Annotated in this window: 11 protein-coding genes; 1 reads left to right on the top strand and 10 read right to left on the bottom strand. The window is 60.2% G+C overall.

The features are described 5' to 3' along the window. Positions 1-120: 120 nt before the first annotated feature. Positions 121-915, top strand: a complete 795-nt coding sequence (locus ACYU70_RS05895; RefSeq protein WP_342297286.1) for an SDR family NAD(P)-dependent oxidoreductase — start codon at positions 121-123, stop codon at positions 913-915. A gap of 101 nt (positions 916-1,016) precedes the next feature. Here ACYU70_RS05895 and ACYU70_RS05890 read toward each other — a convergent pair whose 3' ends face one another. From ACYU70_RS05890 to ACYU70_RS05845, 10 genes are all read right to left on the bottom strand, one after another. Next, positions 1,017-1,901 carry a DUF2911 domain-containing protein gene (locus tag ACYU70_RS05890; RefSeq protein WP_342297285.1) on the bottom strand — a complete coding sequence of 295 codons (885 nt, stop codon included), beginning with the start codon at positions 1,899-1,901 and terminating at the stop codon, positions 1,017-1,019. A 92-nt stretch (positions 1,902-1,993) separates the two neighbouring features. Continuing rightward, on the bottom strand, positions 1,994-2,626 hold the full coding sequence (locus ACYU70_RS05885) for a biopolymer transporter ExbD (protein WP_342297283.1): 633 nt from the start codon (positions 2,624-2,626) through the stop codon (positions 1,994-1,996). A 78-nt stretch (positions 2,627-2,704) separates the two neighbouring features. Further along, positions 2,705-4,555, bottom strand: a complete 1,851-nt coding sequence (locus tag ACYU70_RS05880; protein WP_342297281.1) for an ABC transporter ATP-binding protein — start codon at positions 4,553-4,555, stop codon at positions 2,705-2,707. Between the two features lie 149 nt (positions 4,556-4,704). Continuing rightward, the gene (locus ACYU70_RS05875) at positions 4,705-5,199 is read right to left on the bottom strand and encodes an energy transducer TonB (RefSeq protein ID WP_342297280.1); all 495 of its coding nucleotides are present in this window, start codon (positions 5,197-5,199) and stop codon (positions 4,705-4,707) included. Positions 5,200-5,291: 92 nt separating this feature from the next. Further along, positions 5,292-6,797: a sodium:solute symporter gene (locus ACYU70_RS05870; protein WP_342297278.1), complete on the bottom strand. Its 1,506-nt coding sequence runs from the start codon at positions 6,795-6,797 to the stop codon at positions 5,292-5,294. Between the two features lie 90 nt (positions 6,798-6,887). Continuing rightward, positions 6,888-7,901 carry an MBL fold metallo-hydrolase gene (locus ACYU70_RS05865; protein ID WP_342297277.1) on the bottom strand — a complete coding sequence of 338 codons (1,014 nt, stop codon included), beginning with the start codon at positions 7,899-7,901 and terminating at the stop codon, positions 6,888-6,890. 156 nt (positions 7,902-8,057) lie between these two features. Continuing rightward, positions 8,058-9,074: a hypothetical protein gene (locus ACYU70_RS05860; RefSeq protein ID WP_342297276.1), complete on the bottom strand. Its 1,017-nt coding sequence runs from the start codon at positions 9,072-9,074 to the stop codon at positions 8,058-8,060. Positions 9,075-9,243: 169 nt separating this feature from the next. Next, positions 9,244-10,239, bottom strand: coding sequence for a hypothetical protein (locus ACYU70_RS05855; protein WP_342297274.1), 996 nt, complete (start codon positions 10,237-10,239; stop codon positions 9,244-9,246). Between the two features lie 36 nt (positions 10,240-10,275). Then, positions 10,276-10,971, bottom strand: coding sequence for a hypothetical protein (locus ACYU70_RS05850; protein ID WP_342297273.1), 696 nt, complete (start codon positions 10,969-10,971; stop codon positions 10,276-10,278). A 206-nt stretch (positions 10,972-11,177) separates the two neighbouring features. After that, positions 11,178-13,034, bottom strand: a complete 1,857-nt coding sequence (locus tag ACYU70_RS05845; RefSeq protein ID WP_460615919.1) for a M61 family metallopeptidase — start codon at positions 13,032-13,034, stop codon at positions 11,178-11,180. Positions 13,035-13,264: the final 230 nt, after the last annotated feature.

Below are 13,264 nucleotides of genomic sequence, written 5' to 3'. Positions count from 1 at the left end.
TGCAGGAATCAATAGTAACGTGAGCTTTCTGGGGCAAGGGAGGTTACACGGTGCAACTTTGAATTAAATTACTAATCTATATATTATAATAATATATGATTCACCTTAAATCCATCAGCTATGAACGACCAAACCGCCCTCATAACCGGTGCTTCGAGCGGCATCGGTTTCGAACTGGCCCGTTGTTTCGCCCGCGATGATTACCGGGTAGTACTCGTGGCCCGCCACCTGGATGAACTCCACGAAGCCGCCCGGCTGCTGCATCAGGAGTTTGAAACTGTTGATATCGTGCTGCTGCCCTTCGACCTGAGCCACCCCGATACACCCGCCCAGCTCTACGCCGAAACCACGGCGCGGGGCCTGCAAATCGACGCGCTGGTGAACGACGCCGGCTTCGGCGAAACCGGCTACTTCACCGATACCGACCTAGCCACGGAGCTCGCCATCATTCAGGTAAACGTGGCGGCGCTCGTGCAGCTCACCAAGCTCTACCTGCGCGATATGGTGGCTCGCAATACCGGGCGCATTCTGCAGGTCGGCTCGCTGGCCTCCTTCACACCCAGCCCCTGCCAGGCCGTGTACGCCGCCACCAAGGCCTTCGTGCTCAGCTTCACCGAAGCCGTGCAGCACGAGCTCAAGCAGCAGAAATCGGCCGTGACCATGACCGTACTCTGCCCGCCGCCCACCGATACCAACTTCTTCCGCACCGCGCACGCCGAAAATACCCGCGCTGCCAGCCACACCGTATCGGCCCGCGCCGTGGCCGAAGAAGGTTACGACGTGCTCATGGACGGCGGAGCCCGCAGCCTGCCCACCATGAGCGCCAAAATGAACTTCTTCACCAGCCTCGTGCTCCCCGATTCCATGCTGGCCACCATCATGAACAGCCAGCTGCACCCAGTCGAGCACAAGTAATTTCCTCACCACCTGCAACCGACCTTTGCATAGGGATAGTAAAATCAAAAAGGCCGCGACACCAGTGTCGCGGCCTTTTTAACTTCAGAGGACAGGCGTTTTTATTTGCCCATTTTCTTGGCCTCGGCCATCAGGTCCTCGTTCATTTTCACGTATTCGCCGTTCGGCGGCGTGGCGGCCAGTGCGGCTTTCTTCGAGGCTTCGGCGGCTTTGGTGGCACCGGCGTAGTCCTTCATTTTGAGGCGGATTTTGGCTTCCGTGTTCAGGTTCCAGAACTTGGTGGGCTCGGCGGCGTTGGCTTTTTCCATCCAGGCCAGGGCCTGCTTCAGGTCCTTGTTGTTGTCGAAGTAGTACACTGCCGCCGAGGCGAGGTCGGCGGGGGCGGGAGTGGCGGCTTTGGTGATTTTCTCGTCAATTTGGGCCATTACCTTGGTTTCCACGTCGGCGGTTACCTTGAACTTGGCCCCGGTCATTTCCCATTCCATGGCCACGTTGGCGGTGGCGGGGGTGAGGTCGGTGAAGTTGATGGTGAAGGTTTCGACCTTGCTGGCCAGCTTGTAGGGCTTGATGGTGAAGCGGGCCACGTCCTGGTCGTCCTTGAAACCGTCCACATCCGCGCCCTGCTTGAGGCTCTTATTGAGCACCACCAGCCACTCCGTCTTGTTCGGGATGGTGTAGAGGCCGTACTCGCCGGCAGCCACTTTCTTGCCCTCAATCATCACATCATCCGAGAACTTGATGCTGGTGGTGGCATTGGCACCCGTGCGCCAGCGCTTGCCAAACGGCACCACCGTGCCGAAAATATTACGTGCCTTCACGCCCGGCCGCGAGTACACGATGGTAATATCCGTGAGGCCCACGCGCTGGGTCACGGTGCTCTGGGGGCTGGCCGCGGGCGTTTTGATTTGGGCCTGGGCAGCCGGCGCGGCCAGCAGGGTAGCAGCCGCTGCAACAGCGACGGAGAAACTTGCGAAGTGCTTGCTCATCAGTAAGGAGAGAGTGAGGGGGAGTTGTTGAGGGGCTAAAAATACGAAACCCGCGCTTGGGGCGCGGGTTTTGGGTATACTATTCGCGAAAATCATTTATACTGAGTATGCAAGCGAAGGTGGTGAAAACCGCTAGTTTCCAACCGTTCCAACAGACGACTAACATGACCAGTTGTTACTTCAGCATCTATTCTCAGAGATAAGTAGATGGGCTTGTGATATAAGGTCTGGACCGCAGATTTGGCAGATGAAACGCATTCGACAAGTTGCTGTTCACTAAGCGGAGGAAAAGCTTGGCTTTGGTGTGAGAAGTGGTTTGGGTCGGATGCTAGCGACAAAAGCCGGGGAAGGTTTTCAATATTGGTCGCCAAATAGGGAAGGTCTGCCAGTCGATTTAATTGATTGACTGTAAAGCTGATTTTGTGTTGTTGGGCAACTTTCTGGATTGCCAGCGTCTGCGCTTCTCGGGAATCGACCGCAAATGCTAATTGGTTTTCCCGGGTTAGGCTTACAATCGCTTCATTGTTTTCTGGAAAACAAGCACGCGTTGTTGAAAATGGTAAACTTTCAATTCGCACATTGCTGGCTACATGTTGCCTGAACTGATTAGTGAGCAGGTAGAAGCAGACAAGTAGAAAAATGAGCCCCGCAAATGGGGCCATTTCCGGCAGCAAAATTCCGCGGTGTTTTCGGCCTGGGCCGTTGCTTTCATACACTGCTTTCATGCTCATAAATAATTACGGTCCATACTTCGTCAAATCTAACGAAGCATGGACCGTAATCGTGTGTCTCTAAACCGAACGCTACGTCAGCTCAAACTGTAGACGCAGCAGGTTTGCATACAGCCCGCCTTCGCGGTCGCTCAGTTCCTCGTGGGTGCCGGCCTCCACGATGCGACCGCCGTCAATCACCAGGATTTTATCGACTTTGCGGATGGTGCTCAGACGATGGGCGATGATGAGGCTGGTGCGGTGCTCCATCAACTCATCCAAGGCACCCTGCACCAGCTTTTCGCTTTCGCTGTCGAGCGAGGACGTGGCTTCGTCGAGGATGAGGATGGCGGGGTTTTTCAGGATGGCGCGGGCAATGGCCACGCGCTGGCGCTGCCCGCCCGAGAGCTTGATGCCGCGGTCGCCCACCACCGTATCGAGCGCCTCGGGGAAGGCTTGGATGAACTGCCAGGCGTTGGCGCGCTGGGCGGCTTCGATGATTTCGGCGTCGCTGGCGCCGGGCTTGCCGTAGGCGATGTTCTCGCGGATGGTGCCGCCGAAGAGCAGCGTTTCCTGCGGCACGATGCCGATGTGGCGGCGCAGGCCGGTGAGGTCGTAGTCCTGCACGTCGTGCCCATCCACGATGATTCGGCCGCCGCTGAGCGGGTAAAACTGCATCAGCAGGCCGGCGATGGTGCTTTTGCCCGCGCCGCTGGGGCCGACGAGGGCAATTTTTTCGCCCGCCGCAATGTGGAAATCAATGTCGGAAAGCACCGGCACATCGGGCCGGGTGGGGTAGCGGAAAGCCACGTGCTCGTAGCGGATGTCACCGTGCAGGCGTGCCGGCACCAGCCCTACGGCCGGCTCGATGTGCGTGGGCTCGGGGGCTTCGTCGAGGATTTCGAGGATGCGCTCCGACGCGCCCAACGTGCTCTGCACCTTGCCGTAGATTTCGCCCAGGCCCGCCACCGAGGCCCCGATGAAGGCCGTGTAGATGATGAAGGCCGTGAGGTCGCCAATCTGGAGGTGGTTGGGGTCAGTTACTGGCGTGTGCACCAGCGTGGCCCCGCGCCAGAGGATGAGGATGATGCCGCCAAACAGGCCGATAATCACGAAGGACACGAAGGCCCCGCGATACAAATTGCTTTGCAGCGCGGCTTTCACCACTTTGCCCAGCGAGGAGTTGTAGCGCCCGGTTTCAAACTTCTCATTCGTGAAGGCCTTCACCGAATTGATGGCTTGCAGGGTTTCCTCTACGATGGTGTTGGTGTGAGCTAACTCCTGCTGCACGGTGCGCGACAGGGTACGGATTTTGCGCCCAAACAGCCCGGCCGCCAGCACGATGGGCGGGAACGTGAGCAGCATAAACAGCGACAGTTTCCACGACACCACCATGATGAAGCCGATGCCGCCCAGCAGCGTAAATACCTGCCGGAACAGCTCGGCCAGCGTCAGCGAAAATGAGTCCTGAATCTGAGCCACGTCCGAGGTAATGCGCGAGGTAATGGCCCCCACGCGGTTTTTCTCATAAAACGGGATGGGCAGCTGCACGAACTTGGCGTAGAGCGCCTGCCGGATATCGCGTACCGTGAACTCGCTCACCTGCGTGAAAAACCAGATGCGGCCGAACGAGAAAAAACCCTGCATCACCGTCACCACAAACAGCCCGATGGCCACGCGGTTGATGTCGAGCACCAGGCCGCCGGGCAGCACAAGCGGCTGGCCGGTGGCCACGTTCACCAGCTTGCCGGCAATCCACGGAAACGACATGGTGCTTAAGCTGCTGAGCACCAGCAGCACCATGCCCACGGTAAACTTGCTGCGGTAGGGCAGCACGTAGCGGAATATCCGCAGGCCGCGCCGCAGCGATTCCTTGTTGACTTTGGGTTTGGGTAAGTCGGCGGCAACATCGTTGCCGCTGGTATTGAGTCCACTACGGGCCATCGGGTCTTATCTAATTCTGCTAATTATAACGCGGCAATTTCGGCCGCCGGGCATGAGGCGCGGGTGAAGCGGTAGAGACGCATACTTGCGTCTCGGCGTTGAACGCTACCAGCCACGTGGCGAGAACGCCGAGACGCAAGTATGCGTCTCTACTGGTGCCTTCCGCGCGCGGGTTGGCGGCGCACCTGCTCCACGTGCATTACGCCGGCCGCACCGAAGGGCACGGGCAGCTGCACCATCACGGGCAGCGGGTGGCCGCGGCGCATGCCCGGCTGCCAGCCCGAAAGCAGGCTCACCACGCGCAGGGCCTCGGCGTCGCACTCGGGCGAGAGCGACTGGGCGACTACGGGGTTGCTGATGCTGCCGTCCTCGTTCACGGTGGCATTCACCAGCACTTTGCCGTTGATGCCGGCGGCTTTGGCGGCGGCGGGGTAGTTGATGTGTTCGAGGAAGAAGAGGCCCATGGCCTGCTCGCCGCCGGGATACACGGGGGCGCGGTCGGGGCGGTTGGCGGCAGGGTTGCGCTGCACCTGCATCTGGCCGGGCTTCAGAATGATGGTCTGGCCGGTAGCGGGGGCGGGCTGCTGGGCGTGGGCAGCGCCGGCGAGGAACAGCAGGCCGAGGGCCGGGAGAAAGTTTTTCATAGGCAGAATAACAGCCGGGACAGCGCCCGCGCCATTTATAAATCGCATAATAGAGAAGACGAACAAACGGCTCAAATACCTCAAACCCCGGACTACGCCGACAGGTTCGCGGGTGCTACGGCTGCATCGGCAGGGCGCGAAATCAGCAGCAGGCCGAGGTACACCAGTGCGCCGTTTAGCAGTAGGATTTCGAAGCCGAACTTGTAGCCGTTCAGCCACTCCACGGAGTGCGACACGATGAGCAGCGTGAGTAGCACGGCGGCGGTGCAGGTGGGCAATACGAGCTTGTCGCGCAGCTGGCGGTGGGTGAGAATGCCGAAGGCGAACAGGCCCAAAAGCGGCCCGTAAGTGAAGCCAGCGGCCTTGTAAACAGCATCAATCAAACTCTGCTCGTTGAGGACACGGAAAATGAGGATAATGACGATGAGTACCACCGACCAGCCCAGGTGGGTGAGCTGGCGCAGGGTGGTTTGCCGGGCCTCGGGGTATTTTTTGATGTCGAGAAAGTCGACGCAGAAGGACGTGGTGAGGGCCGTCAGGGCCGAGTCGGCAGAGGCGTAGGTTACGGCGATGATGCCCAGGATGAAGATGATGCCGGCCGCCAGCGAGAACTGCGTGGTGGCCAGGAAGGGGAAAACTTTGTCGGTATCGAGGGTGCCTTTGAGGTTGAGGAGCTGGGGCAGCTCGGTCAGCTTGAGGCCGCGAGCGGCGGCGTACTGGTACATGAGCACGCCCAAGGTGAGGAACAGGATGTTGACGCACACGATGACGGGCGTGAACCAGAACAGGTTCTTCTGGGCCTCGCCGAGGCTGCGGCAGCTCAGGTTTTTCTGCATCAAATCCTGGTCGAGGCCGGTCATCACGATGGTGATGAACATGCCCGAGGCGAACTGCTTCCAGAAGAATTTATCGTCCCGGAAATCGGAGAAATAGACCTGCGACATCGGGCTTTCGCGCACCGACGTGACGAGTTGCTTGAAGGAATAATTCAGCGCATCCGACATGAAGTAGATGCTCAGGGCCACGCAGCTCAGCATGGCTAGGGTCTGGAAAGTATCGGTCCAGAGAATGGTTTTCAGCCCGCCCTTGAAGGTGTAGAGGTAGATGAACAGGATGCTGACCACCACCGTGACAGCAAACGGCACGCCCATGGCATCGAAAACAGCCAATTGCAGCACACCCGCCACCAAATACAGCCGCAGGGCCGAGCCCAGCGAGCGCGAAATGAGGAAGAACAGCGCCCCGGTTTTATAGCTCCAGTAGCCGAAGCGCTGCTCCAGATACGAGTAGATGCTGACCAGCCGCAGCCGGTAATAGAGCGGCATCAGGACGGTGCCGATGACCACGTAGCCGGCCACGAAGCCCGAAGCCACGGCCAGGTAGCTCCAGCTTTTGCCGTACACGTTGCCCGGCACCGAGATGAAGGTGACGCCCGAGAGTGAGGTGCCAATCATGGCAAACGCCACCATGTACCACGGCGCGTTGCGGTTGGCCACGAAGAAGCTTTCGCTGGTAGCGCCCCGCGACGTGAGCAGGGCAATGATGATGAGGACGACGAAGTAGCCCGCAACCAGGCTCAATACTAAAGTTGGCGACATAGGGGGCAAAGGTAAGGCCGCCCGGCGGGGTTCGGTAGCGGGGCTGGCGGAGCCTCCGAAGTCGTGGCGGAGCACCCCTACATCGGTCTGCTATTCCCAATCCTGCCAGCGCAGGATTTCGCCCACGGCGGGGACGTGCAGCTCGCCGCGCAGCATGCCGCCGGCCGCCACTTCCTTAATTTGGCGCAGGGGTTCGGAGGCGGGCTCGTCGGCCAGAGCGAATGTGCCGTAGTGCATGGGCACCACGTGGCCGGCGCGCAGTACGTTGGCGGCTTTGGCGGCTTCGTGGGGGTTGACGTGGCTTTTGGCCATCATATAGGCCGGCTTGTAGGCCCCGATGGGCATCAGGGCAATATCGATGGGGCCGAAGCGGGCTTCGATGGTCTCGAAATGCTCGGCGTAGGCCGTGTCGCCGGCGAAGTAAATGAGCCGGTCATTCACCCGAATCATGAAGCTGCCCCAGAGCACCTGGTTCAGGTCGGCCAGGCCGCGGCGGTGCCAGTGGGCGGCGGGCAGATAGGTGATTTCGAAGGGTGAATCGGGGCCGAGGTCGTACTGCTGCCACCAGCCGGCTTCCTGCACGGGCAGGGCGGGGGCCATGCCGCGCAGCAGCGGGGCCATGCGCAACGATGACAGCACTTGCATCTGCGGATTCTGGGCCGCCAGCAGCTTGATGGATTTCTCGTCGAGATGGTCGCGGTGGCCGTGCGAGAGCAGCAGGTAATCGATGCTGCGGATGGCCTCGGGCGCGCAGGGCATGGGGTGTCGGTGCCGCAGCCCGAGCGAGCTGAATAACACCGGGTCAAACAGCAGTGATACGCCCGCCGCGCGCAACAGAAAGCTGGAGTGGCCCAGCCACACCAGCATGTCCTCCGTCGAGGAAAATGCGGCCGCGCAGTCCACCACTTCCGGGGCCCAGGTGTCGCGCTTCTTTTCCTCTTTCTGCGGGTTGGTCGAGAGTTGCCACTTCAGCACCGTGGCGAAGCTGGGCTCGAATAGTTCCTCGCCGTTGGCGAATTCATTGCCGAACAGCTTGTTGCCGGGGTAGCCGGGCCGCACGGTGGGCAGCGCTTCGTTGCGGAGGTATGAAATGCGTTGGGGCATGAGAATAAGAAGAAGCTTCGGGAGCCAAAGAAACGGGCGGGCGATGGAAGTGTTTTGTAGGGGCGGGGGCAAGCCCTACCGGGTACGACCCCGCGCCTACGAAAACGCCCCACCGGCAACCGATGGGGCGTTTTCAATCTGAATAACCAGCCGCTGCTACTTCGGCAGCGTCAGCAGGTAGCCGATGGTGAAATTCGCGTCCCAGTCGAACACAAACTGCTTGCAGCCAGTAGCTTCGGCAATTGATTTATAAATGTTCAGGCCAGCTTTCGATTTGGCGTTGTCGAGCTGGTAGGCGCTGGGCGCGTCGAGCACGGTGTAGCGCTCCTTGCCCTTGCGCACCTTTTTGGCCATCTCAAACGGCACGCCGCCGATGATGAAGCAGGTACCGCGCAAATTGGCTGGCACCTGGCTGGCTTTCTCTTTTACTTCAGCGGCCACGGTGGCGTCGGCGGTGCCTTTCTCGAAATATTTGGCCCCGAAGGTTTCCACCGATTTCGGCTGGTTGCCATCGAGCCACGAAATCTTGGTGTTGCCCGAGCCAATGTCGGCCACGAAAGCGCGGTCGGCAAACGAGGCCGGCAGCACCGAGCGCAGGCCCAGAATTCCTTCTTTTTCGGGCGTCACGGTGTTTACCACGTAGCCCATTGCCTTCAACACTTTCACGATTTTGCCGGTTACTTCGGCCTTCAATGCGCCCGAGCTCACCACGAAATGAATATCACGGCCGCTCACACCAAAGTCCAGCATCTGGCCGATGTATGCCTTAAGGCCCTTGCGGATGTCGTCATCGGTGGCCATGTTTTCCATCACCAGGCTGTTGCCGAAATCGGCTTTTTCCAGCTTCCAGGTGCGGTTTTGGTCGATGCGAACGATGAAGGAGTTGAAGCCGCTGGCCCCCAGTTCCACCACGCCTTTCAGCTTGCCGTCGACGGGCGCGGGCGCTTCGTAGGAGAAAGCCGGCTTGGCCCCCCCGGCCTGGGCCGGCGTATCGTAAGACCCCGACCCGCCCTGGTCACCGGAGCGGCTGGTGGTGTCGGCCACCGGGTCGATGGCCGAGCGGCCGGTTTTGGCTAGTTCCGGGTTGGTGGCCGTGAAGCGACGGATACCGAAGTAAAGGCCGATGAGGATGATGGCCGCGATAATGGCCTTGCTGGCGAAGGTGAGCCGCATGGTGGTTGCAGTTAGAAGGTGATGAAAGGGGAGAGTTTGCTGGGGCAATGTTACGCGGCGGGAGATTAGTAGCTAACCAGATTGGGCTTTGTCATTCCGACGTAGGAGGAATCTGAGGGAACTTGTCCAACGGTTTCCCCAGATTCCTCCTGCGTCGGAATGACAAGTATTAGTCAAGCAGCTTGCCGTAGGCGTCGTCGGTGGCCTGGCGGGTGGTGGCAGCCGTCATCGGCACGGGCGGCTCGTTGTTCATAATGGCGCTGAATTCACCCTTCTGGTACTGGTCGAGCAGGTGCTGGCCCTTCTCGCTCATCACCCCGTTCTGGATGTCCATCTCCTTCACGAACTCCTGCGAGTAGCGCATAGCTTGCTTGATTTGACCGAGTTGCTGGGCCATGTCCTCGGCCACGCGGTCGGTGGCCAGGTCGAAGAAGTATTTCTTGTCGGGGTCGCCGCGCAGGATGTTCATGGCGGCGCGCATGCCGGAGCTGGTGCGTTTCACCAAGGCGTATTCGTCTTTCAGCAGGTTGACTTTGAACTTGCTGTTATCAATCTGACGCAGGGCGGCTTTCAGAATCTGGCGCATCACTAGGCTCACGTTGGCCGTGGTGGTGGCCATGGGCTGCAGGCGGCGGTTGTAGTCTTCGAGCTGGGCGGCGCGGCTGGCGTAACTGTCGGCGCTGTCCTTTTCGCCCTGGCGCTGAGCCGAGGCGGCCAAGGCCAAGTATTCTTTCATCTGGGCGGTATTGGCAGCCATCTTGCGTTTCACCAGCTCGTTGGCCCCCTCGATGTGGCCTACTTCGGCGTCCATATTTCGGGCTTCCTTCTCGGTGTTCGAGATGTAGTCTTCCATGATGCCGATGGGGTCGGTGTTAACGAAAATGCTGGCGGCCGTGCGGAAAATGCGCTGCCCCAAATACCACAGCCCGGTCTGAATACGCTTGTTCGTAACCAGCAAAATCAGCACAAACAACACGCCCAGCCCAATGCCCAGCTTCACTGTATTGAAAACAATATCAATGAGAAAGGGCAGAATCTTGCCCCAGTAATACACGCCCAAACCGACCAGTCCGGCTACGAAAATCCAGGCGGCGGCTTTCTCCGGTTTTTGCCAGGACGGCAGGCCATCGGCGGGCGAGGGCGGACCTAATAACGGAGTATTCATTTCGCAGAAAAAGTGAAGAGTGGAAATCGGAAAAACCTACTTCGCCGCGTTCAAAAACGTTTCGGCGGCTTTGTGGTGGGTGTGCAGGTCGGCCATTGCAGCGGCATTGGCCAGCTCGTAGGAGGCCAGCGCGCTCTGGGTTTTCTGGCGTTCCTCGCCCAGCTGCTGCTGGGTTTGCTGAAGCTGCTGCTGCTTGGCCTGTAGCTGTTGGGTGAGCTCGGCCAGGTCGGCGGCCAGCTTTTTTTCCTGGGCCATGAGCAGGGCTACCGGGCCGGGCGCGGCCCCAGGAGCCGCGCCTTCGCCCATTTTCTCGCGGTGGCGGGCTAGGACTTTCGCGCGGTCATCGGCCAGGGTTTGCTCAAACTGCGTGGCCGAGGCCAGTAGTGCAGGCACGGTGCTGCCGTTCACGGCCGTGAAGGCGTTGAAGGCCGTTTGGTAGAGCATGGGGCCGCTCAGGCCGGCGGCAGCCATACTCTTCACCATCTTCATATAGGCCGCGAAATCCTTGCCATCGCCGGCCAGCAGGCCCGCGATGTGGTCGAGGTGGCGCTGCTCGGCCTGGCCGGGAGCCGGGGCGGCATTGGGTGTTGCGTTAGGGGCGGTGGGTGCGGCGGCGGGCTGGGCAGCGGCCCCGTACTGCGTGGTAGGTGGGGTGGTCGGAGCAACCGCGCCTTCCTCGGGCTCAATGAAAAAGTCCTTGGCAGCGTGGGCGAGCTTATCGAAGATTGCCATGACAGAACGGAAAAAGGAGGTGATAGAAAGGAGACGGCGGGTAAGCGAAAATTGCCGCAACAGTGTAAAAACCGCTGCCAACCGTTCAAAGGTAAAGATTTTACCCAATCAACCGGCCCCAACCACCGCGCAGCAAAAAGCCCCGGCCAACCGGGCCGCTTCACGCGGCACCGGCCCGCCGGGGCCATTCTTATATCAGTTTGTTTTTAGTTGGAAGCTTGGCTGGCTAACCACGCCTCACGCAATACTTTTTGTGCGGGCGAAAGCACCATTTTCTCCACCGATTCCACGGGTTTCACCTGCACGTTGGGGTCTTCGGCGAGGATGAGCTGGGTGGTGCGTTCCACGCCGCCCCGCGTCTTCACTTTTACAAATACCACGTCGCTGGGCGAGTGCTTGTGCAGCACGCCGTCGAGGTCGCCGGAGCTTTTGATGGTCTGGCCATCAAGCACCACAATCTGGTCGCCCCGGTCGATGCCGGCCTTGTACAGGCCCGAGCCAATCTGGGTATTATAAGCTACCAGGCAGCGGCCTTCTTCGTCAAACTCAACCTGGCTGGGCAGGGCCGCGCCTAGGGCACGGGTCGGAATCACGGCCAGACCGGCCACCAGCAGGTTTTCGCTGAAGCGCGGCTGCTCGCGGCCGTACACGTACTGCCGGAAAAAACGGCTGGCAAAAACCGTGTCCTTGCTCACCTCGCCCAGCACGCGCTGCAAGTCGCGGGTGGTGTAGGGATTGGTAGGGGCGTAGCCCGCCTGCTTTTTGCCGTACTGCAGCCACATGGCCTGCATAAACTTGTCGAGCGAGGAGCGGTGGTGCTGGCGCAGTTGCAAATCGAGCACTAGCGCGATGCCCGCGCCCTGGTCGTAGTACGACAAGTTGGTGTTTACCAGGTTCATCGGCGCGCCGGTACCGGCCCCGTCGGTGTAGGCCGCCTGGCGGCTCATGTCGATGGCCGAGGCGTAGCGGGCACCGGGGCTGTTCTGGCGCAGGTTCACCCAGCGGCTGATGTCGTCGTAAAAATCCTCGTCCTCAATCAGCTTGGCGCGGCGCAAGGCCAGGCGGCCGTAATACTGCGTAAAGCCTTCGGCAAACCAGAGGTTGTCGCTCATGTTCACGCGCTGGAAATCAAAGGGCTCCAGGTCTTTTGGGCGCAGGCGCTCCACGTTCCAGGCGTGGAAAAACTCGTGGGCCACGGTGCCCAGGTTTTTGGTGGCATCCTCGTCCTTCAGGGTGCGGGGGCTGGTCACGGACGTGGAGTTGCGGTGCTCCATGCCGTCGCCCTTGGCCTGGCTGAGGTAGTCGGCCACGAAGGTATAGCGGGCGAAATCGAACGTAGGCAGCTCACCAAAAACGGCCTTTTCCTCCTTTACCACCTTCTGAATTTTCTTGGCGTAGGCATCAACTTCGGACGCCGGGCCCATGTACAGCGTGGCCAGCTCAATGGTCTGGTCGCCTTCCTGCCACGACAGCACCTGCTGCGGCCCCAACGATACCGGGCTATCCATCATGTACTGCATGTTGGGAGCCGTGAACACGGACTTATCGGAGCCTTGGCGCAGCTGCGAGGCCACTTTCCAGGTAGCGGGCAGGTCGAACTTGATTTCGGTGGCGCGGCCCTCCAGCCCGGTGGCGTAGCAGAGGGCGGCCGGCAGGTTGAGGTGGGCGTGCTGCTGGTCGATGCCCACGTTAGTGCCGTCCGTCTGGTCGCCGTACAGCGTGTAGCTGAAAACGACGGTACCATCGGCAGCGGGCATCACGTCCCAGCCATAAGGGTCGGGGCGGTTCAGGGGGAGGGGGTGGTTGGCCCCATCAGTGGCCACCACGTAATACACGTTTTTGGCAAAATCATGGATGGCGTAGCGGCCGGGCGAGCTGCGCGCCATACGCACATGCAGCGGTCCGCCACCGGTCAGTCCCGCAAACGTGGCCGTCACCTTAGCCTCGTGGTGCACCGCGTTCGGAAACGCCATGGTATAGCGCACAGCCGGGCCGGTATCGGCCTTGGCCGGGGTTGGCGCAGGAGCCGGAGCAGCTACCGGAGCGGCGGCTGGTGCTGGCACTACTGGCGCGGCACTTACGGGTGCGGGTTTAGGAGCTGCGGGTTTGGCAGGTACTGGTTTACCAGGAGCGGGTTTAACAGGAGCCGGCTTGGCAATTCCCGGTTTAACAGCAAATGGCTTGGCCGGGGCAGGTTTAACTGCGGCAGGCGCGGCCTTCGCCGGCAAGGGCTTGCCCGGAGCGGGTTTTACCTGTGCCTGCGCCTGGAAAGCGCCCAGTCCCAATGAAAATA

The organism is Hymenobacter segetis (genome assembly GCF_054776495.1).
The sequence above is the reverse complement of the archived record's forward strand: the minus strand, read 5'-3'. Positions and strand labels throughout refer to the sequence as shown.